The organism is Streptomyces sp. NPDC030995 (genome assembly GCF_055571215.1).
In genome coordinates this window covers 66,058-86,444 of record NZ_JBVIFS010000023.1, presented here as the reverse complement: position 1 = coordinate 86,444, position 20,387 = coordinate 66,058, and the positions used below count along the sequence as shown (strand labels likewise).

The 20,387-nt window shown below is 73.8% G+C and carries 15 protein-coding genes and 1 pseudogene; 11 read left to right on the top strand and 5 right to left on the bottom strand.

The genetic code is table 11. The annotated features are described in order from the left end of the window. The first annotated feature begins 154 nt into the window (after positions 1–154). Both ACZ45T_RS28385 and ACZ45T_RS28380 read left to right on the top strand, forming a co-directional pair. Positions 155–1,708: an APC family permease gene (locus tag ACZ45T_RS28385; RefSeq protein WP_468446139.1), complete on the top strand. Its 1,554-nt coding sequence runs from the start codon at positions 155–157 to the stop codon at positions 1,706–1,708. Positions 1,709–1,763: 55 nt separating this feature from the next. Next, the gene (locus ACZ45T_RS28380; protein WP_468446137.1) at positions 1,764–2,891 is read left to right on the top strand and encodes an agmatine deiminase family protein; all 1,128 of its coding nucleotides are present in this window, start codon (positions 1,764–1,766) and stop codon (positions 2,889–2,891) included. 86 nt (positions 2,892–2,977) lie between these two features. On the opposite strand, the gene ACZ45T_RS28375 is transcribed toward ACZ45T_RS28380, so the two are convergent. Continuing rightward, complete coding sequence (locus tag ACZ45T_RS28375; RefSeq protein ID WP_374777933.1) at positions 2,978–3,166, bottom strand: DUF6381 family protein; 189 nt, start codon at positions 3,164–3,166, stop codon at positions 2,978–2,980. Between the two features lie 239 nt (positions 3,167–3,405). Between ACZ45T_RS28375 and ACZ45T_RS28370 the strand changes: the two genes are divergently transcribed. The 3 genes from ACZ45T_RS28370 (at position 3,406) to ACZ45T_RS28360 (ending at position 7,048) form a co-directional block, all read left to right on the top strand. Continuing rightward, a complete protein-coding gene (locus ACZ45T_RS28370) occupies positions 3,406–3,873 on the top strand; it encodes a (2Fe-2S)-binding protein (RefSeq protein ID WP_468446193.1) in 468 nt (155 codons plus the stop codon). Then, positions 3,870–4,865, top strand: coding sequence for an FAD binding domain-containing protein (locus ACZ45T_RS28365; protein ID WP_468446134.1), 996 nt, complete (start codon positions 3,870–3,872; stop codon positions 4,863–4,865). Before ACZ45T_RS28370 ends, ACZ45T_RS28365 begins: the two co-directional genes overlap by 4 nt. Before the next feature lie 92 nt (positions 4,866–4,957). Next, the gene (locus tag ACZ45T_RS28360) at positions 4,958–7,048 is read left to right on the top strand and encodes a xanthine dehydrogenase family protein molybdopterin-binding subunit (protein WP_468446132.1); all 2,091 of its coding nucleotides are present in this window, start codon (positions 4,958–4,960) and stop codon (positions 7,046–7,048) included. Between the two features lie 2 nt (positions 7,049–7,050). Here the strand turns inward: ACZ45T_RS28360 and ACZ45T_RS28355 are convergent, their stop codons facing one another. Continuing rightward, a complete protein-coding gene (locus ACZ45T_RS28355; protein ID WP_468446191.1) occupies positions 7,051–7,797 on the bottom strand; it encodes a VOC family protein in 747 nt (248 codons plus the stop codon). A gap of 260 nt (positions 7,798–8,057) precedes the next feature. On the opposite strand from ACZ45T_RS28355, the gene ACZ45T_RS28350 reads away from it, so the two are divergent. Both ACZ45T_RS28350 and ACZ45T_RS28345 read left to right on the top strand, forming a co-directional pair. Beyond that, entirely contained in the window at positions 8,058–9,035 is a 978-nt protein-coding gene (locus ACZ45T_RS28350; RefSeq protein ID WP_468446130.1) for an isopenicillin N synthase family dioxygenase, read from the top strand. 91 nt (positions 9,036–9,126) lie between these two features. Then, the gene (locus ACZ45T_RS28345) at positions 9,127–10,302 is read left to right on the top strand and encodes an alpha/beta hydrolase family protein (RefSeq protein ID WP_468446128.1); all 1,176 of its coding nucleotides are present in this window, start codon (positions 9,127–9,129) and stop codon (positions 10,300–10,302) included. A 31-nt stretch (positions 10,303–10,333) separates the two neighbouring features. Here the strand turns inward: ACZ45T_RS28345 and ACZ45T_RS28340 are convergent, their stop codons facing one another. Then, positions 10,334–11,644 carry a sulfite oxidase gene (locus tag ACZ45T_RS28340; protein WP_468446126.1) on the bottom strand — a complete coding sequence of 437 codons (1,311 nt, stop codon included), beginning with the start codon at positions 11,642–11,644 and terminating at the stop codon, positions 10,334–10,336. Positions 11,645–11,795: 151 nt separating this feature from the next. On the opposite strand from ACZ45T_RS28340, the gene ACZ45T_RS28335 reads away from it, so the two are divergent. Continuing rightward, a complete protein-coding gene (locus ACZ45T_RS28335; protein WP_468446124.1) occupies positions 11,796–12,329 on the top strand; it encodes a GNAT family N-acetyltransferase in 534 nt (177 codons plus the stop codon). Continuing rightward, positions 12,326–13,247 (top strand): annotated as a pseudogene (locus tag ACZ45T_RS28330) (YncE family protein). The gene ACZ45T_RS28335 and the pseudogene ACZ45T_RS28330 overlap by 4 nt, the downstream one beginning before the upstream one ends. A 6-nt stretch (positions 13,248–13,253) precedes the next feature. On the opposite strand, the gene ACZ45T_RS28325 reads toward ACZ45T_RS28330, so the two are convergent. Both ACZ45T_RS28325 and ACZ45T_RS28320 read right to left on the bottom strand, forming a co-directional pair. Next, on the bottom strand, positions 13,254–13,541 hold the full coding sequence (locus tag ACZ45T_RS28325; protein WP_468446122.1) for a hypothetical protein: 288 nt from the start codon (positions 13,539–13,541) through the stop codon (positions 13,254–13,256). Next, positions 13,538–14,248, bottom strand: coding sequence for an HNH endonuclease family protein (locus ACZ45T_RS28320; protein WP_468446120.1), 711 nt, complete (start codon positions 14,246–14,248; stop codon positions 13,538–13,540). The genes ACZ45T_RS28325 and ACZ45T_RS28320 overlap by 4 nt, the downstream gene beginning before the upstream one ends. A gap of 204 nt (positions 14,249–14,452) precedes the next feature. Here ACZ45T_RS28320 and ACZ45T_RS28315 point away from each other — a divergent pair, with 204 nt between their 5' ends. Both ACZ45T_RS28315 and ACZ45T_RS28310 read left to right on the top strand, forming a co-directional pair. Next, positions 14,453–15,319, top strand: coding sequence for a DUF4132 domain-containing protein (locus ACZ45T_RS28315; protein WP_468446189.1), 867 nt, complete (start codon positions 14,453–14,455; stop codon positions 15,317–15,319). Positions 15,320–15,390: 71 nt separating this feature from the next. Then, on the top strand, positions 15,391–20,271 hold the full coding sequence (locus ACZ45T_RS28310) for a DNA-binding protein (RefSeq protein ID WP_468446187.1): 4,881 nt from the start codon (positions 15,391–15,393) through the stop codon (positions 20,269–20,271). The last annotated feature ends 116 nt before the right edge of the window (positions 20,272–20,387 follow it).

Below are 20,387 nucleotides of genomic sequence, written 5' to 3'. Positions count from 1 at the left end.
TCGTTCTCGGCCGTCAGGTTACCCGTACGGAGGGGCTTCCCAAGAGATCCGGGTCGGGTTATGGTCCCCGCATTCCCGCAACCTAACAACGTTAGATTTAGCTTCCGGGACGCGTCGGCCGCCCCGGCGCGTCCCTCCTCGATGAGAGGTGCGCATGCCAGACCTTCCCTCCCCCCTCCCGGACGCGGACGCGGCCACGGCTACGGCCACGGACACCGACGCGGCGCGGCTGACCGATCTGGGCTACACCCAGGAGCTGAACCGCAGCCTCGGCATCCTCGGCAACATCGCCATGGGCTTCGCCGTCGTCTCGCCCGTCGTCGCGCTGTACGCGGTCTCCATGGTCGGCACGATGATCGCCGGGCCCGCCTGGGTGTGGGCGCTGCCGATCGTGCTGCTCGGCCAGTGCCTGGTGGTGAACGTCTACTCCGAGCTGGCCTCGCAGTGGCCGCTGGCAGGCGGCCCGTACCAGTGGGGCCGAAGGCTGCTCGGCCCGTCCTTCGGCTGGATGAGCGGCTGGGTGTGGCAGTTCGCCGTCATGTTCGGCAACACCACCGTCGCCTACCTGGCGGCGCCCTGGGTCTTCGCCCTCGTCGGAGCGACCCCCACACCGGGGTCCATGGTCGCCGTGGCCGCCGGCATCCTGCTGGGCTGCATGCTGGTCAACGCCTACGGCATCCGGATCCTCAGCTGGTTCGTCTCCCTGGGCATCGCCGCCGAGGCCATCGCCTCCGTACTGGTGGGCTTCGCGCTCCTGCTGTTCTTCCGTGAGCACGGCTTCTCGATGTTCACCGAGACCCTCGGTGCCGAGGAGCTGTCCGGGGGCTCGACCGCGATGGCGTTCCTGGCCGTACTGGCCGTCGCGGGCTGGGGGTTCATCGGATTCGACGCCTGCGTCTCCACCGCGGAGGAGACCAAGGACGCCGGCCGGCAGGTGCCGCGCGCCATGTGGTGGGCGCTGCTCAGCGTCGGCGTGGTGGTCATCCTCAACGCGATGGCGGTCGCCCTCGCCCACCCCTCGCCGCAGGCCGTCGTCGCGGGCGAGGACCTCGACCCGGTGACCACCGCCGTCACCACCGCGTTCGGCTCGTGGTCCGACAAGCCGTTCGTGGCCGTGGTCCTGGTCGGCTTCCTGGCCTGCGCCATGGCTTCGCAGGGCGGCGCCGCCCGCGGGGTCTACTCGCTGGCGCGCGACGGCGTGTTCCCCTTCTCCCGGCAGGTGCGCAAGGTCAACCGGCGTCAGGCCCCCATCGGCGGCCTGATCGCCTCCACCCTCGTCAGCTGTACCGGCCTGCTGCTCGGCCTGAACGCCACCGCCATCGGCAGCCTGATCGCCTTCGGCACTGCGGCCACCTTCCTGCCGTTCTTCCTGGTCAGCCTGGCCGCACTGATCGCCCGGCTGCGCGGGAGCTGGGTCCCCGCCGGGCACATCCGGCTCGGGCGCAAGGGCACCTTCCTGAACGTGCTGGCCGTGCTCTGGACCGCCTTCGAGGTCGTCAACGTCTGCTGGCCGCGGGCCATCCTGGCGCCGCCTGGAGCCCCCTGGTACCAGATCTGGGCGGGCCTGCTCGGCACCGGCGCGGTGATCACGGCGGGGCTGCTCTACCTCGCGGTCAAGAAGCCGCAGCGCGCGCTGCGCGCCGCGCAGGAGACGCGCGAGGAGAGTGCCGCGGGCGGCGATGGCGTACTCGCCGCCGAGCGTCTCTGAATCGGGAGTCCCCCTTGTCTCGGCATCCGCACCACCACACCGAAGGAGCAATGTCATGAACCTGCCACGCACACCCCTCCCGCGCATGACCCGCCGCGGTTTCGGAGCCGCTGCCCTCGCGGCCGCCACCGTCCCCCTGCTCGCCCGCACGGCCTTCGCCTCGGAGAGTGCTGAGCCGCACCACGCACCGGCCGAATGGGAGCCGCACTCCGGCTGCGTGATGGCCTGGCCGTGGGACCGGCAGGTCGGGTGGGGCGGGTTGCTCGCCGACGTGCAGGCCGAGATAGCCGGCATCGCCCGGGCCATCGCCCGCTTCGAGCCGGTGATCATGGTCGCCGAGCCGGGCAACGCCGCCCGGGCGCGCGAACAGTGCGGAAGCACGGTCACGGTCATCGAATACCCGATCAACGACTGCTGGACGCGGGACACCGGCCCGATCTTCGCGGTCAACGCCGGTAAGACCCACCGGATCGGCCTCGACTTCGCCTTCAACGGCTGGGGGAACAAGTACCCGTACGACAAGGACGACTTCCTCCCCGTCGGCGTGTGCACCTACCTGGGCGACGCCCGCAAGCCCGTCGACATGGTCTTGGAGGGTGGGTCCGTCCTCACCGACGGACAGGGCACCCTCATCACCACCGAGGAGTGTCTGCTCCATCCCAACCGCAACCCCGGCATGACCCGTTCGCAGATCGAGGCCAAGCTGCTCGCCGCATACGGAGCGAGCAAGCTCATCTGGCTGCCGTACGGCCTCCACGGCGACGACATCACCAACGGACACGTCGACCTCGTCGCCGCCTACCTGGGTCCCGCCAAGCTCCTGCTCCACACCCAGCCAGACCCCGCCAACCCCAACCATGCCCGGATGGCCGCCAACAAGGCGGTGCTCGACTCCGCGACCGACGCCTGCGGCCGGCCCTTCCAGGTGGTGGAGATGCACCACCAGCCGCACTTCCGCCAGAACGGGCTGACGGTGGAGACCTTCAGCTACACGAACTACTACCTGACCAGCGGCAGCGTCGTCGTACCCACCTCCGGGGAACCGGCCGACGCCCTCGCCCTGGGACAGTTCGCAACCCTCTTCCCCGGGCGCGAGGTCGTCGGCGCCAGAGCGCGTGTCCTCGCCTGGGGCGGCGGCGGCGTCCACTGCGTCACCCAGCACGTCCCGGCGGTCAGCGGCTGACGCCGTACCACCTCACGACGTGCCGGCCGGTGTCCGCGGCGACGGGGGATCGCGGCGGCCACCGGCCGGTGTCCACAGAGGGCCGGCTACATGGGGTCCATGCCCCGGTCGTCCATCCGGCCCTCCTGCTCGCTCTGCTCCTGGAGGCGACGAGCCTTCTCCTGCAGCCGTCGGCGCTCCTCCGGGTCGGTGGATCGCTCGGCCGCGTCCTTGAGTTCCTGGGCCTTGGCGCGCATCTGCTGGGACCGGCCGCGGGACTCGCCTGAAACGCTCATGATCGCTCCTTGGATCAGTGGGGGAGAGCGGGCGGATTCAGCGAACCAGCACTGCGGTTCGCCCGCATCTCGAAGCGTCACCGAGCGTGATCCGTCGCGAATGGCCGACCGCGGATGCCGGAGCGCGCACCTTCGGAGAACCTGTGGTGGTGAGCCGAACCGACCCCGCGAAGGACCCCGCCTGCGCCGCCCGCACCACCGGCAACCGCACCACCAGCACCACCAGCACCACCGTCACGCTGCGCGTCAACGGCACGGACCATGCCCTCCGGCTCGACCACCGCGTCACCCTCCTCGACGCCCTCCGGGAGCATCTGGACCTCACCGGGCCCAAGAAGGGCTGCGACCACGGCCAGTGCGGCGCCTGCACCGTGCTCCTCGACGGGCGGCGGGCCAACAGCTGCCTGCTGCTCGCGGTGGCCCAGGACGGCGCGGAGGTCACCACCGTGGAGGGACTCGCCGACAGCGGCAGCGACACCGCCGCCGCCCTCCAGCGGGCCTTCGTGGAACGGGACGCCTTCCAGTGCGGCTTCTGCACACCCGGCCAGCTCTGCTCCGCCGTCGGCGCCCTCGCCGAAGCCGCCGACGACCCGAACGGCCCGGTGACGCTGACCGAGTCGGAGATCAGGGAGCGGCTCAGCGGCAACCTCTGCCGCTGCGGCGCCTACCCCGCCATCGTCCAGGCCGTGCAGGACGTGGCCGGATGAAGCCCTTCGGCTACGTACGGGCGAGCACCCTCCAGGAGGCGGCCGAGGCCCACGCGGCCCACCCGGGCTCCCGCTACCTCGGCGGCGGCACCAACCTCGTCGACCTCATGAAACTCGGCGTCGAGACCCCCGGCACCCTCGTCGACCTCTCCCGGATCCCGCTCCACGCCATCGAGGAGCTGCCCGGGGGCGCACTGCGCATCGGAGCCACGGCCCGCGGCAGCGACGTGGCCGCGCACCCCCTCGTACGCACCCGGTACCCGGCCCTGGCCCAGGCCCTGCTCGCCGGGGCGTCCGCGCAGCTGCGCAATGTCGCCACCACCGGGGGCAACCTCCTCCAGCGCACCCGCTGCACGTACTTCCAGGACACCTCCAAGGCCTGCAACAAGCGGGAGCCGGGCACCGGCTGCTCCGCGCTCGACGGAATCCACCGCGACCACGCCGTGCTCGGCCACTCCACCCACTGCGTCGCCACCCACCCCTCGGACATGGCCGTCGCCCTCGCCGCGTACGACGCCGACATCGAGCTCTACGGGGCCGAGGGCACCCGGACGGTGGCGGCCACCGCGTTCCACCGGCTGCCCGGCGACCGCCCCGAGCAGGACACCGTCATCCGGGACGGCGAGATCGTCACCGGGGTGCTCCTGCCGGCCGCCGCCCCCGGCGCCCGCTCCCGGTACCGGAAGGCCCGCGACCGGGCCTCGTACGCCTTCGCGCTGGCCTCGGTCGCCGTGGTCCTCGACGTCGACGCCGACGCAGGTCTCGTACGGCGGGTCGCCCTCGCCTTCGGCGGGCTCGCCCACCGGCCCTGGCGGGCCACCACGGCCGAACGGGCGCTCACCGGGGCAGCGCCGACCCCCGATGCCGTCCGGCAGGCGGTCGAGGCGGAACTGGCCGAGGCCAGGCCCCTGCGCGACAACGCCTTCAAGGTCGCACTCGCGCGCAATCTGGCCTGCGACGTGCTCGGCGCCCTGGCCCGTCCCACGCCGTAGACCCGCCGTTGACCCGTGGACCCGTGGACCCGTAGACCCGTAGACCGTAGACCCGTGGACCGCAGATCCGTGAACCCGTAGAGGAGCAGGCGATGCCCCCGCACCCGGCACTCGGCACCCCCACCGTCCGCGCGGAGGGTCCGGAGAAGGTCACGGGCGCCGCCCGCTACGCCGCCGACCACACCCCGCCCGGCTGCGTCTACGCCTGTCCCGTCCCCGCCACGATCCCACGCGGCCGCGTCACCGCCGTCGACACCGGCGCCGCCCTGGACCTGCCGGGGGTACTCGACGTCCTCACCCCGGACAACGCGCCGCGGCTCGGCCCCTGGGACGACCCCACCCTCCAGGTCCTCCAGGACCCGGCCGTCCCGCACCGCGGCTGGTACGTGGCCCTCGCCATCGCCGACACCCCCGAAGGCGCACGCGCCGCCGCCGAAGCGGTGAGGATCGACTACGCGATCGAACCGCACGACGCCGTCCTGTACGAGGACCACCCCGGCGCCTACACGCCCGAAGAGGTCAACGGCGGCTACCCCGCCGTGCGCCGGCAGGGCGACCCGGACGCGGCGCTCGCCGCCGCACCCGTACGCATCGACTGCGCGTACACCGTGCCCCCGCTGCACAACCACCCCATGGAGCCGCACGCCGCCACCGCCGTCTGGGACGCCGGGCGGAGCCGGCTGACCGTCCACGACTCCAGCCAGGGCACGGGCATCGTCCGGATGACCCTCTCCGCACTCTTCGGCGTGCCCGAGGAGCACATCGACGTCGTCTCCGAACACGTCGGCGGCGGATTCGGCTGCAAGGGCACCCCGCGCCCCCACGTGGTCCTGGCCGTCATGGCCGCCCGGAACACCGGCCGCCCCGTCAAACTCGCCCTGCCCCGGCGCCACATGGCCGCCACGGTCGGGCACCGCGCACCCACCCTGCACCGGCTCGCGCTGGGCGCCCGCCGCGACGGCACCCTCACGGCCCTCACGCACGCGGTCACCACGCACACCTCCCGCGTCCGGGAGTTCGTCGAGCAGGCCGCCGTGCCCGCCCGGATCATGTACGCCGTACCGGACATCCGTACCAGCCACCGCGTCGTCGCCCTGGACGTTCCCACGCCCTCCTGGATGCGCGCCCCCGGCGAGACCCCCGGCATGTACGCACTGGAATCGGCCATGGACGAGCTGGCCGACGCGCTCGGCATGGACCCCGTGGAGCTGCGCATCCGCAACGAACCGGCCGTCGAACCCGACAGCGGCCGCCCCTTCAGCAGCCGCCACCTCGTCGAATGCCTGCGGGAGGGCGCGGACCGGTTCGGCTGGGCCGCCGGGCGCACCCCCCGCCGTGACGGGCCGCTGCTGGGCGGCGTGGGCGTGGCCGCCGCCACCTACCCCGTCTGGATCGCGCCCTCCACGGCCCGGGCCCGGGCCCGCCCCGACGGCGGCTGCCTGGTCGAGCTCAACGCGACCGACCTGGGCACCGGCGCGCGCACCGTCCTCGCCCAGGTGGCCGCCGACGCCCTGGGCGTTCCCCTCGCGTCCGTGACGGTGGCCATCGGCCACACCGGCCTGCCCGCGGCCCCGCTCGCCGGGGGCTCCGCCGGAACCGCCTCCTGGGGCTGGGCGGTCCACGACGCCTGCACCGCGCTCGCCGCCCAACTGGCCCGCCACCACGGGCCGCTGCCGCCCGAGGGCCTGACGGCCGTCGCCGACACCACCGAGGCGGCCAAGGAGAAACCCCCGTACGCGCGCCACGCCTTCGGCGCGCACTTCGCGGAGGTCCAGGTCGACACGGTCACCGGTGAGGTGCGCGTACGCCGCCTGCTCGGTGTGTACGCGGCCGGGCGCATCCTGAACCCGACGACCGCCCGGTCGCAGTTCATCGGCGGCATGGTCATGGGCCTCGGCATGGCCCTGACCGAGCACAGCGCCGTCGACCCCGCCTACGGCGACTTCGCCCAGAGCGACCTGGCCTCCTACCACGTGCCCTCGCACGCGGACGTGCCCGCCATCGAGGCGCACTGGATCGACGAGCGCGACGAACACCTGAACCCGCTGGGCGGCAAGGGCATCGGCGAGATCGGCATCGTCGGGGTGGCCGCCGCGATCGGCAACGCCGTCTGCCACGCCACCGGGCACCGCCTGCGCGAACTGCCCCTCACACCGGACCGGGTCCTGGCGGTCCTCGGCTGACCTCAGTCGGTGTCCGACCCGAGGGAGGTGGTGAGGGTGAACAGGGCCCCGTCCGGGTCGCGGAGCGTCACCCACCGCTCCACGGCGTTGGAGGTGACGTCCGAGACGGTGCGCCCGCCGAGCGCGACGGCCGCCTCGATCGCGGGCCGGAGCTTGGGGACCCGGAAGTGGACGTGCCAGCGGGGCCTGGTGTGCGGGGAGTAGGAGGCGAGCTCGACCGGGCCGCTGTTGAGGCGGGCGACGGGTTCGCCGTCCTGCCGCAGCACGACCTGGTCCTCCTCGTAGGAGACCTCGCAGCAGCCGGTCCGGCCCGTGGCCCACTCCAGCACCGCGCCGTAGAACATCGCCGCGTCGAGGGCGTTGCGGGTGCGCAGTTCCAGCCAGGCCGGCGCAGGGCCCTTGCCCACCCGCCAGTCCGCGGCCACATCGCCCTCCCAGATCCCGAACACCGCACCGTCGGGGTCGGCCACGAGGGCCCCGCGGCCGCCGGATTCGAAGGAGACCGGACCGACCGCGATCGTCCCGGTCCGCTCCCGGATGCGGTCCACCGCCACATCGGCGTCGTCGACGGCGAAGTACGGGGTCCACGCCACCGCCACCCCGAGGTCGCTGGCCAGCGCACCGATGCCCGCGACCGGGACACCGTCCAGAAAAGCCACAGAGAAGGCCGCGCCCAGGCGGGCCGGCCGGAATCTCCAGCCCGCGACCGCACCGTAGAAACGCTGCGCCGTATCGAGGTCGCGTGCCATCAGGCTCACCCAGCACGGTGCGCCGAAGACCTCCCGCGTCGAAATCTCCACCGCTTCGCTCCGTCCCTCGTGAGCCCCTAGGTCTCATTCTGGCCCTTTCCGGGTCCTTTCCGGATGATCCTCGCGGCCGACCGCGTCGAATGCACACAGAAGGTGGCCGAGAACCACGCTCCGTGTCGAGCCCGTCCGGCGGTACGCGCCGATAACCTCGAATCCGGACGCCCCCCGCAGCCTCGGAAGGCAGGTCTCCCATGGCTCCCATGGTCGGTTCCCAGGTTCCCGTGATCGATCTCGGGCCGTGGCGGTCCGGCGAGGCGCAGGCACGCGCCCGCACGGCCGCCCGCGTCGACGAGGCTCTGCGCGCGGCCGGATTCCTGCTGGTCACCGGGCACGGGGTGGACCCCGCGCTGCCCGCGCGGATCCGGGAGGCGGCCCGCGCGTTCTTCCGGCTTCCGGCCGCGGCGAAGGAACCGTACGCGGTCACGGTCGGCGACCGGGGCTGGCTCGGCCCCGGGGCGGAGGCCAACAGCTACGCGGAGGGCGAGCCCTCGCCGCCCGACCTCAAGGAATCCTGGTCCTTCGCGGCGGACGAACCCACCGGAGACCCCGCCGTCGACGCCGAGTGGTTCCGGCCCAACGTCTGGCCGGCCGAGGTGCCGGCGCTGCGGCCGCTGGTGACCGAGTACCTGGGCCTGATGCGGGCCCTGTCCGACGAACTGCTGGAACTGCTGGCCACCGCCCTCGGACTGGCCGAGGACCACTTCACCCGCCACACCTCACATCCCACCTGGGGGTTCAACCTCAACTGGTATCCGGGCGCCGAGATCGTCGGCCCGCCGCTGCCCGGCCAGTTCCGCATCGGGGCGCACACCGACTTCGGCACGGTCACGGTCCTCGACCGGCAGCTCGGCTCCGGCGGGCTCCAGATCCACACCGATGCCGACGGCTGGCAGGACGCGCCCTACGATCCGGCGGCGCTCACCGTGAACATCGGCGACCTGATGGCCCGCTGGACGGGCGACCGCTGGCGCGCGGGCCGCCACCGTGTGCTGCCCCCGCCCGCCGACGCCCCGGCCGAGGAGCTGATCTCGCTGGTCTACTTCTACGACTGCGACCCGCACACCCGGGTGGACTCCCTGCCCGCCCCGGTCGGCCGCGTGGTGCACGAACCCGTCGACTCCCACGTGTACCTGCGGGGCAAGCTCGACTCGATCAGCGTGGCTACGACTTCGGAATGACCGGGAGGCCACCGGAAGTCTCCCGGGGTCTGACGTCCGGTCCGTCTCAGAGCTGACGACCCGCCAATATCACGCACATAGCGTGAAGTTCATGATCCGACGACGAACAGCAGCCGTTTCGCTGACCCTGCTCGCCCTCCTCCTCCCGGCCCCGCTCGCCGCCGCGGGCACCGCCGCCGCGGCCGCGTCCCCGACCGCGGACCAGAGCACCGAGAGCCGACGCGCGGCGGTGCAACTCCCGCGCCCCACCGGCTCTTTCGCGGTCGGCCAGGAGGATCTGCACCTGGTGGACCGCAGCCGCACCGACCCCTGGGCCGAGTCGGGCCCGCGCGAGCTGATGGTGACCATGCGCTACCCGGCGCGCCGCGACACCGGCAGGACGGCGCGCTACCTCACCCGCGAGGAAGCCCGGCTGCTGCTGATCGACCGGGGCCTCGACCAGGCGATCCCCGTCGAGACCCTGGCCGGCGTCGCCACCCATGCCCGGTCCGGCGCCCGCCCCGTCGCGGGCCGTTACCCGCTGATCGTGCTCTCTCCCGGATTCACCGTCCCGCGCGCCACCCTCACCTCGCTCGCCGAGGACCTGGCCTCGCGCGGTTACGTCGTCGCCGCGGTCGACCACGCGTACGAGAGCGTCGGGACCGCCTTTCCCGGCGGCCGCGTACTGGAGTGCCTGGCCTGCCAGAAGGTCGAAGGAGCGGGCGGCATGGGTGCGGTCAGCGGCACCCGGGCACGCGACGTGTCCTTCCTGCTGGACCGCCTCACGGGTCCGGGCCCCGCCTGGCGCCACGCCGCAATCATCGACAAGAGCCGCATCGCGATGGCGGGCCATTCCATCGGCGGTGCCTCGGCGGCCGCCGCGATGACGGCCGACCCCCGGATCCTCGCTGGGGTCAACATGGACGGCGGATTCTCCACACCGGTCGCCGGCGCCGGTCTCGGCGGGCGCCCCTTCATGATGCTGGGCGCGCAGGCCCGGCGTCCCGGCGGCAACAAGAGCTGGGACGACACCTGGCCCCTGCTCGACGGCTGGAAGCGCTGGATCACCTTCGCCGGCTCCGGCCACTTCACCTTCTCCGACTTCCCGCTGATCGGCGAGCAGCTGGGCCTCCCCGACCCGGAGACCCCGCTGCCCGGCACCCGCTCCGTCGAACTGACCCGGCGCTACGTCGGCGCCTTCTTCGACCAGCACCTGAGGGGCGCACCGCAGCCCGTGCTCGACGGCCCGTCCGCCGACGCGCCGGAGGTCCGTTTCCACACCCCCTGAGCGGTCAGGGGGTGGTTCACATGGTTGCCCCCTAGACCACTGTGACCGGGTGGCGCACGACGGCGTCGAAGAGGTAGCCCTGCGTGTTGTGGACCGACGTCTCGGGCTGCGTCCGCCCGGTCGCGTCGGTCGCCCGGGCCAGCAGGGCCGTCGCGCCCGTCGCCCGCGGGGTCCACGGCACCGACCAGCGCACCCAGCCACCCCGGTGCGGGGCGTCGTACAGCCGGGCCCGCCGCCAGTGGCCGCCGCCGTCGGTGCTGACCTCGATACGGGTGACGGGCGCCGCGGCCGACCAGGAACGGCCGGTCAGCAGGCGGGTCCGGTGCACGGGAACCGTGGCACCCAGCTCCAGCTCGAAGGCGCTCTTGAGGGTCTGCCGGGTCACCACCGGGCCGCCCTCCGCCGGGTACGCGGGCCCGAACAGCCGGTACATGTCGGTGTTCCACGGCGAGTACAGCGGCTCAGCGCTCACCTCGATGTCCCCGACCCACTTGATCGAGGAGATCCCGACCCAGTCCGGCACCACGAGGCGGACCGGACCGCCGTGGTCCGCCGGCAGCGGCTGCCCGTTCATCTCGAACGCCAGCAGTACGTCGTCCAGCGCCTTCGCCACCGGCAGCGGGCGCCGCACCCGTCCGAGGTTCACCCCGTTGGCGATCACCTCGTCGTCCAGGCCGCGCGGCAGGACGTCGACGGCGCCGCGGGTCACGCCCGCCAGCCGCAGCACGTCCGACAGCCGCGCGCCCCGCCAGCGCGCGACGCCGATCGCGCCCAGGGTCCAGGGCGTGCCGGTGACCGGCTGGCCCTGCTGCGTGGCGTAGAAGCTCCGGCCGTTGCCCGCGCACTCGAGGAACAGCGTCCGCTCGACCGCAGGCAGGGCGCGCAGCCGCTCGTACGAGAACTCCACCGGGCCGCCCGCGAGCCCGTCGCCCCACACCTTCAGCCGCCATTCCCCGGCGTCGATGCGCGGGGTGGAGGTGTGGTTGCGCACGAAGAACCGGTCGATCGGGGTGAGCGGGCCGGTGCCGCGCAGCGCCGCGAAGTTCGTCTCCGCGTTGGTGCCGCGGAGGGTGAACAGCTCGGGCGGCAGTGACTTGAGGATGCCGGGCGCGGCGGCGGGTGCGGGTGCGGGCGCGGGTGCGGGTGTGGGTGCGGCGGCGGCCGTGGCGGCCGAGGCCGCGCCGCCGCCCGCGGCCAGGCCCATGGATCCGGCGGCCGCCCCCACCGCGAACAGCCTGAGCAGATCACGGCGGTCCAAACCGGCGGAGCGGGCGCGGCCGCGCGCCCACTGCCGCAGGCGCGTGCGGTCGTACTGGCTCTCGTCCGACAGGTCGTGGGGCATGACGGGGTCACTCCTTGGTCGCGGTTCCCGACGGACCGTAGGGGCCCGGGGCGGGCCGCGGAAACCTTCCCACCGCCATGGCCATGAATCTGAAACACCCCCGCAATGGCCGATTACCGCTGGTCGGCGGAATTTCGGCAGGATGTGGGGCATGACCGAGATCCGTACCCCCCGACTCCTCCTCCGCCGCTGGACCGACGACGACCTCGTCCCCATGTCGGAGATCAACGCCGACACGGAGGTGATGCGCTGGATCGGCGACGGTTCCACCCTCGACCTCGACCAGACCGCCGAGGAGATCGAGCGCTGGGAGGACGAGTGGGACGAGGAGGGCTTCGGACAATTCGCCGTCGAACTCCTCGCCTCGGGCGAGCTGATCGGCGTCGTCGGGCTCTCGGTCCCCGAGTACCTGCCGGAGGCACTGCCGGACATCGCGATCAGCTGGCGCCTCGGCCGCCAGTACTGGGGCCAGGGCTACGCCTCCGAGGCCGCCCAGGCCACCCTGGAGTTCGCGCTCCAGGACCGCGGACTCGACCGGGTCATCGCCATCAACCGGTCGGGCAACGACGACTCCGAGAACGTGATCCGCAAGCTCGGCATGGTGCTCGAACGCGACACCACGGAGCCCGAGCACCACTACCTCCTGCAGATCCACGGCATCGACCTCACCGAGTACGAGGCCTGATCCGGCTGCGGTCCGCGGGCTGTCGGCCGCGGGCTGTCGGTTGCCCACCGCCGGCCACATCGGCCGATCGGCCGACCCGGGGGTCCGCCGGACGGCTCGCGGGCTCCGGCCGGCGGTCGGAACGGCCGGGGGCCCCGGCGCGGCGAGCATGGACCGGGGGAGCGGGAGGACGTACGCGGTCCTCCCCGCCCGGAGCCGAGAGGGACACCACGGTCGCTTCCGTCGCCGTGGGCAGGGCGCCGTACGGGCTGGCCGTCGGCCCGGACGGGCGCGCATGGGTGGCCACGGCCGAGGGCGTCGCCGTCGTCGACACCCGCACCCGCGTACGGGTGGCCCGCATCCCGTACCGCACCGGAACGGGCCCGGTCACCGACGGCGAGTACCGCGGCGGCGGCATGGGCATCGCGCTCTCACCCGACGGCGCGCACGCGTACGTCGGGGTCAACGTGCCCGGCGCCACCGGGGTGCTGGAGGTCCTCGACACGGCGAGGCTGGAGTTCACCGCCGCCGTGCCCGTGGGCCGGCGCCCCTTCGACGTGGACGTGTCCCCGGACGGCGCCGAGATCCACCTCACCGGGCACGACTCCTTCGACGTCACCGTCGTCGCGGCCGGCACGCTCCGCACCCGCCGCATCGAGGTCGCCCCCTACGGAACCGAAGGCGGGCTCGGCTCCTGGCTGAAGCCGCACTACGCGGCCGTCCGCCCGGCCGACGGGACCGAGCGGGTGTACCCGCTGGACGGCCCGCACGAGGACGTGGCCGTCTCCCGGGACGGCCGCACCGCGTACGTCACGGGCGGCCACACCCGTGACGGCTACTGGAACGGCATCACGGTCGTCGACCTCGACACGGGCGCCACCCGCCGCCACCCGCCGCCTTCCGGCGGGTTCGCGGCCGCTGGGCACCGCCGTCCTCTGAGCCCGCTCAGGCGGGTCCGGTGCCCGGTGCCCGGGCCGCGTGGCCGGCGCGGATCGCGGTGAGGGCGGCGGCGTGCAGGGCGGCCGGGGCGCCGTGGTGGGGGAGGGGGCTGCCCGTGAGGGTGTACCACTCGTCGGCGTCCTTGTACTGGATGTGGAACCGGACCAGGTCCCCGGCCACCGCCGTGGTGCGCAGGGTGAGCGGGCCGGTGATGACGCCGACCTCGTCGGTCATGGCGCCGCCCGGCCCGGCGAGCACCTCGTCCTGCCACTGCTGGTGTCGCGCGTCGGTCATGAGGTACAGCTGTCCAGCATCGTGGTGAGCATCTTCTTCTCCGGCTCGGTGACGGTCAGCCCGTAGGTGGATTTGACGGTGGTCCAGGCCCGCCCGTACTGGCACCAGCTCGACTTGTCCGGCGGCTGCCACAGGTCGGGGCTCTGGTCACCCTTGGAGCGGTTCGAGGCCGCGGTGACGGCCAGCAGCTGAGGGTTGGTCAGGTCGTTGGCGAAGGCCTTGCGCCGGGCGGCGTCCCAGCCGGCCGCGCCGGAGCGCCAGCCCTCGGCGAGGGGCACCATGTGGTCGATGTCCATCTTCGACGCCTCGGTGACGACCACCCCGTCGTAGAGGCTCTTCCAGGTGCCGGAGACCGCCCGGCATTCGGCGTCCCGCGTGACGTCCGTGCCGTCGCGCTCCAGGATGACCTCGCGGGTGTCGCACTTGTTCCCCTGCTGAGCCCAGTGCGTGAACTTGTCCCGGCTGTATCCGGCCATCGTGCCCACCGGCGCCACCTTCAGCTCCGCCAGTTGCGTACGTGCCACGGCGGTACTGACCATGCCGGGCAGGACGTCCCCGGCGGCGGGTGCCCCGGCGGGCGGGGCGGACTGCGATACCGACGGCTTCGCGTCCCCGCCGCCCGGGGCCGCCGGACCGGAGCAGCCGGCCGCGGCCGCGAGGAGCACGGCCGCCAGGACCGCGCCGGGCACACCTATCTGACGTTCCATAACCCCACCCCGAGCCGGTACCGCTTCGCACGCTGTCCGGGAAAGACTACCCAGAACCGGACATTCAACCGGCCGATGACCCTTCGGCGGGCGTTGTCAGTGGCCCTCGCTACTCTCCTGACATACCGCAGCTCAGGGGGATTTCACTCCCCCTGTCAGGGCTGCGCGGAAGCGGACGGGACAGGCGGAGGGGCACGGCTGATGGTGGCATGGCTGGCGGCGGGCGAGGCGTACGAGATCGCCCTGGTGGAGGGACGGGTGGCGGCGAGGTCCGCGACCGGCCGGGCGGCGGGACGGCAGTTGAAGACGCTGCCCAAGGCGCTGAAGGACCATCCCGAGGTGGACCGGCTGCGCCGGCTGGCCGAATGGCTCGACCGGCACGCCGCGGCCTGCATCGCGCAGGTCGACAGCTGGATGGTGTCCTCGCTGCCCGTGCCGACCGAGCTGCTCGCCCGGGTCTGGCCGGACGAGGCCTGGCAGAGCGCCCTGCGCGACATGGCGATCGTCGGTGACGACCCGGACGAGGTGGGCTTCCTGCGGGACGCCACCGCCTCGGGTGAGCTGAAGGTGGTCAACCTCGACGGCGAGACCGTACGGCTCTCCCCGCGCACGGTGACCCTCCCGCACCCGGTGCTGCTGCCCGAACTGGACGACGTACGGGAGTTCGCGGCCGAGCTGGGCATCGTGCAGCGGGTCGAGCAGATCCACCGTGCCACCTGGCAGAAGCCTGCCGAGCTCGCCACCAACGCCACCGAGGTCCGCGACTACGCGGGCGGGGTCTTCCCCACCCGCTTCGGCCTCGCCGCCCGGGCGACCGGCCTGGGCTACCGGGTCTCCGGCGGCTACGCCACCTGCAAGGTCCGCGACTCCGGGCCCGGCACGGAAGCGGCCGTCTGGATCGGCGAGCCCTACTACGAGGACGAGACGACCACGGGCGCCCTCAACTGGCACGACGAGGACGGCCGGACGGTGCCCCTGGCCAAGGTCGGACCGGTGGCCTGGTCCGAGGGAATGCGGATGGCCGCGGCGCTGTACGCCGGGCGCAAGATCGAGGAGGGCGGGGACGCGTGAGCACCGACCTGCAGGACACCGGGACCAGCACCGAGAAGAGCACCGAGAACAGCACCGAGATGAACGATGAGATGAACGATGAGATGAACCAGGCCGCACTGCTGCTCAAGGCCGGCGCCGTCCTGCCGCACGGCACCACCGGCGCCGGCCCCACCGCCGTCGATCTGACCGCGCGCTCCTACCGCCACCCCGGGCTCGGCGAGGACCGCGTCGTCGTCCGGCTCACCGCCGGCGAACTGGGCGCGGCCGAGGACCTGGCCGCCGGCTTCCTGGGACTCGTACGCGACGAGGACGAGCCGCCCGTCGTCGGCCTGACCCGGCGCCAGGCGCTCGGCTTCCCCGAATGGGTCCTCGTGCACCACCCCGAGGACGGCCACCACGCCCTCGCCATCGTCCCCGAACTCGACCGGATCGCCCGGCAGGCCAAGACCAAGCCCAAGGCCGCGCTCGACGCCTGCCTCGAACTGGCCGGCCGCCTCGCCGCCGCCATCCCGCACTTCCTGCCCGTCTTCCACGAGCAGGCGGCCCGCATCTTCCTCGGCGTCGAGAACACCACCTACGCAGCCCAGCTGTTCGGCCGCGCCCGCGTCGCCGAGGCCCAGCACGGGCTGAGCGTCGACGAGGACCGCCTCGACGCCGTCTTCCTCGAATTCGCCCTGGCCGGCGCCCTGCCGGTGAAGGTGCTCACCGGCTACGGCAAGGCTCTGGCCCTTCGGGTCACCCCCGCCGAGGCCCACGAGCGATTCCGCCGCCTGTGCGTACGCCGCACCGCCGGCGGGCTGCCGCCCTCCGCCCAGGCCGCCGTCGAACTGCGCCGCCTCGCCCGCGCCGCGGGCCTGACCGGCACCGAATCCGAGCAGGAGTACCTCGCCGAACTGCTGCCCCTGCCCGCCACCCTGCGCGCCGCGGTCGGCTGGTGGAAGGCCCACCGCGCGGCCCTCGTCGCGCTGGCCCGCCGCGTTCCCGCCGTACGCGGCACGCTCCTCGGGCTGACGCCGCCCGGCGGTGGCGACGGCGCCGAGCTCACCGGCCTGTGGCTGGACATCCTGGAGGAGTCCGGCGCGACCGCGGGGCTGGCCACGGAGGACCTGCCCGCCGAGCAGCGCTGCGCCGACGGCGCCGCCGGCTGGCTGGAGCGCTTCCACGCCGCCCGCCACTCCGGCTGGGGCCAGCGCCCCACGCCTCCCGTACTGCTCGACGTCGTCGAGCGCTGCGCGGAGCAGCTGCGCACCGAACTCGCCCGGCCCGGCCGCGAGGCGGGTCTGCGCGTGGGGGTCGAGGACGCCGACCTCCTCGACCTGCTGCTCGCCCTGGCGATCCCCGTCGCCGACCCCGACGCCAAGGAGAACAGGCACCGGCACAGCCAGCTCAACCTGACGGACTGGGCCTGCTCCGACCAGCGCCGCGATCTGCTCGCCCTCGCCGCCGACCGGCGGTTCCACCCCGCCTTCCACCGCGGGCTGAACGGCCTCGGATACGGCGGCCACGACGTCATCCGCCGCGTCGCCGCCTCGCCCGGCGGCCGCCCGGTGCTGACCGAGTGGGTGCGCGGCGTGGCGCGCGCCTCCACCGCCGCCGGCCTGCCCGGAGTACCCGACGCCATCGCCCGCCTGACCTGGCTGCCCACCGAGGCTCTCGAGCTGGCCCCCGAGGAAGTGGCCGCCGCGGCCGCCGCCGACCTCGGCGAGACCCTGGCCCGTACCCTGCGCGGCGGGCTCTTCGAGGAGCTGACCTGGCCCTCGTGGGAGAGCGCGGTCGCCGAACTGGCACCTGTCCGGAACCGGCGCGGCCTGACCGTCGTCGAGGCCTGGCCGTACCTGATCGTCGCCAACTCCACCCAGGTCCGGGTCATCGACGCCGACTCCACCGTCCTCACCCACGACCTGCGGGTCCCCACCGGCAACGAGTACCGCCACGGCTTCCACTACGTCGACGGTGAACTGCTGGTCTTCTGGAACTCCTGGAACACCAACGAGACGCAGGGCTACTGGCACACTTCGCCCGGCACCGTCTTCAGCCTCGCCACCGACCGCGCCCACTGGCAGCTGCGCTCCGAACACCTCAGCCTGCCGCTCCCGGACGGCGGCCGCGCCACCGGCGGCGGCGTCCTGCACCGCGGCGACACCAAGCTTCCGGACGAGCGAGCCCTGCTGTCCGACGGCACGTCGTACTGGGTGTGGCAGGAGCGCGACCAGAGCAACGAGCGCGGGTGGCGCGAGTACGACCCCGCCACCGGTGACCTCGGCCGGTACTCCCTGCCCGGGTTCCTCTCCGACGCACTGGACGGGCACCGGGTGAACGCCGGCTCCGTCGGGTACTCCTGCTGGCTGCGACCGGCGCCCGCCGTGCCGGACTCGGTGCTCGGCGCACCCGCCGACGGCCTGCTCGGCTGGCGCGCCGCCCGTGTCCCCGGCCACGGCTGGCGGGGAGCGGGCACCGGGGGCCGTACCGTCACCGCCCCCGAGGGCGGCAACATGCCGCTCGCGGCGCTCACCTTCCCCGGTGACGACCGCCCGCGCGCGCTGTCGAACCGCTACCACGAGCTGTGCATCAGTGACCCGGACGGGGTGATCACCGCGCAGGCGCGCGAGGACGACCGCCGCCGCACCGGCAAGGTGGAACTCCCCCCGCTCTCCCACTGGTACGCCCTGCGCCCCCGCGATCCGGAGGGCTCGGCCGCGCTGCGCACCGCCGACCGGGAAACCGTCGGCGCCCTGCTCAAGGCGGCCGCCGCCGCGGCGAAGGCCGACGACCTGCCCGCACTGGTGAGCCAGGCCCTGCCCCAGGTCACCGCCCCCGAGCTGATCGGCGGCATCGTCGAGGTCCTGCGCTTCGCCCTCGTCCAGCAGGAGGCCCTCGACAAGGTGGCCGCCCTGCTGCGGCCGGACGCCGAAGCCGCCGGGACCGGCCCGCAGGGCCCCGCCGACCAGCTGATCGACCAGGCACTGTGCGGACTCACCGGCACCGGCTACTACCGCCAGGGCGCAGATACCGACGTCGCCCACCGCTTCCTGCGCGAACTCGCCGCCGCGAGCGCCGACACCGGGGCGGCCGAAGCACCCGGCAGGCTCCACTTCGACGTGCCCGCCCTGCCGTACTCCGGGCTGCTCTGGACACCACTGCTCGACCAGCCCGCCGCCGTCGCCTACCGCGCGGTCGCGGTCGGAACCAGCGAGGAGGAGCGCGGCGCCGTCATCAGCCTGCTCCGCGAGATCGACGCGCTGGGCCTGGCCTCCGCCGAGGGATCCGCGGGCCGCTGGCGCCGGGTCCTGGTCCGCCTCGACCAGCGCCATCTGCGCGCCCCCGACGGAAGCGAACGCAACCTGCACCGGCGCGCCGTACTCCCGCTCGGCGGCGGAGCTGTCCTCGCCACGACCGAGCACAGCGAATCCGTCCCCGACGGCCACGAGTTCGGCGCCCTGCTCCACGACCCCACGGGCCGCTTCACCGTCCCCGGGCCCTACACCGTGCGCGGCGATGCGCGGGTGGGCGACCCGGAGCGCGGCCCCGACTGGCTCTCCCGCTTCCTCACCGAGGCCGCCGAGCGCGGCCCGGCGCCCTTCTTCCCCGAAGCCGCCGAGGAGTTCGCCCGGCTCACCGGGGTCCCCGGGGCACTGGCACGGCTGGTGGTCGCCGGCCTGCCCTCCATCGAGAACTCGTGGAGCAACTTCCTGGATCCCGAGCTGCGGACCCTCCTCGGCGTCAAGGTCACCGAGGCCGACCACGCCCGCGACGAGCTCACGGGCCTCGACGCCGTGGTCCGGCGGGCCGTCGTCGGCGCGCTGCTGCCCGCGGACCCGGCGCTCCTGTGGACCGAGGGCCCCGACGCGGCGGCCGCCGCCGAGGTGTGGAACCAGCGCGTGGGCCGTCGTACGCCCGTGCCCGACTGGCTGCTCACCGAGGCCTCGCGGGTGATGCGTATCGGGTGGGCCGTGCCCCGCGCCCTGTCCGCGATCCTCGACCCGGCCGCCTCCCGGGAGCTCTCCGTCGACGTCGCGTGGACGGTGAAGGGCGACCACGTGGAGCCCCGCGAGCCGGCCACCGACCCGTTCACCTCGTCCGTCCTGACCGGCGCCATGGTGACGATGGCCTGGCTCGCCCACCGGCTGCCTGCGGGCGATCCCCTGCGGGCGGCCCTGCCGCCCGCGCTGACGGCCGTACGACAGCGGCTCGCCGCCCCCGAACTGCTGCTCGCCAGCGGGCACTACGCGCGGCTCCCCGACTTCCGGAAGGCGGCGGGCACACCGACCGAGACCGGCGAGGGCTTCGAGCGGTACGGCGCGGTGATCATGGCCACCCACGACGACCGGCCCCAGCCCGCGCTGCGCCCGGCGCTGCTGGACTCCACCGGCTCCGACCCGTACCTGGCGGTCCTGCGCGGCGACGACCAGCGGCCCTCCGCGGTCGAGACGGCCCTGCGGGCCGCCCACGACCAGCGTTTCGCCGCCCTGCTCGCCGACCCGGGAGCCCCGGCGGCGGGCGCCGTCGACAAGGACGGCACCTGGTGGCCGCAGGACCCGAGCCGGTCGGTTCCCGAGCTGGTGACGGAGGCGCGAGACGCCTACGGTCTCGGCGCCGACGCGGCCGTCCTGTACCTCGCGCTGCTCGCCATGCCCGACCCCACCGACCGCAACACCGCGCGCTGGACCGGCTGGAAGCCCGCCAGGCTCAAGGCCGCCCGCGCCGAACTGGCCGCCACCGACCTGGTGGTGTCGGCCGAGCGGAGCCGGGCCGGGCGCTCGCTGTTCCTGCCGGGCGGGTGGGTGGACATGGCCTCCCCGGTCCTGCCGGTGGAGCAGTGGAAGCTCTCGATGTACGGCGACCCCCTGCGGGGGCCGCTGGTGCCCGCCGAACCGGCCGCGGAGCTCTACCGCCGGGCCTGGCAGCGGGTCCGCGAGGGCGACGTACCGCGCTTCGAGGAGCTCAAGGTCAAGCGCACCCGCCGACGCTGACCGCAGGGGCGGGGGGGGGGGGGGGGGGGGGGGGGGGGGGGGGGGGGGGGAGGGGGGGGGGGGGGGGGTGGGGTTCCCCTCGCCCTTCACCGCATCCCTTCTCGCCTCTTCTCTCT

Coding starts and splice junctions, on each gene's coding strand:
- ACZ45T_RS28385 (WP_468446139.1), top strand. CDS start 155: ATGCCAGACCTTCCCTCCCCCCTCCCGGACGCGGACGCGGCCACGGCT.
- ACZ45T_RS28380 (WP_468446137.1), top strand. CDS start 1,764: ATGAACCTGCCACGCACACCCCTCCCGCGCATGACCCGCCGCGGTTTC.
- ACZ45T_RS28375 (WP_374777933.1), bottom strand. CDS start 3,166: ATGAGCGTTTCAGGCGAGTCCCGCGGCCGGTCCCAGCAGATGCGCGCC.
- ACZ45T_RS28365 (WP_468446134.1), top strand. CDS start 3,870: ATGAAGCCCTTCGGCTACGTACGGGCGAGCACCCTCCAGGAGGCGGCC.
- ACZ45T_RS28360 (WP_468446132.1), top strand. CDS start 4,958: ATGCCCCCGCACCCGGCACTCGGCACCCCCACCGTCCGCGCGGAGGGT.
- ACZ45T_RS28355 (WP_468446191.1), bottom strand. CDS start 7,797: ATGGCACGCGACCTCGATACGGCGCAGCGTTTCTACGGTGCGGTCGCG.
- ACZ45T_RS28350 (WP_468446130.1), top strand. CDS start 8,058: ATGGTCGGTTCCCAGGTTCCCGTGATCGATCTCGGGCCGTGGCGGTCC.
- ACZ45T_RS28345 (WP_468446128.1), top strand. CDS start 9,127: ATGATCCGACGACGAACAGCAGCCGTTTCGCTGACCCTGCTCGCCCTC.
- ACZ45T_RS28340 (WP_468446126.1), bottom strand. CDS start 11,644: ATGCCCCACGACCTGTCGGACGAGAGCCAGTACGACCGCACGCGCCTG.
- ACZ45T_RS28335 (WP_468446124.1), top strand. CDS start 11,796: ATGACCGAGATCCGTACCCCCCGACTCCTCCTCCGCCGCTGGACCGAC.
- ACZ45T_RS28325 (WP_468446122.1), bottom strand. CDS start 13,541: ATGACCGACGCGCGACACCAGCAGTGGCAGGACGAGGTGCTCGCCGGG.
- ACZ45T_RS28320 (WP_468446120.1), bottom strand. CDS start 14,248: ATGGAACGTCAGATAGGTGTGCCCGGCGCGGTCCTGGCGGCCGTGCTC.
- ACZ45T_RS28310 (WP_468446187.1), top strand. CDS start 15,391: ATGAACGATGAGATGAACCAGGCCGCACTGCTGCTCAAGGCCGGCGCC.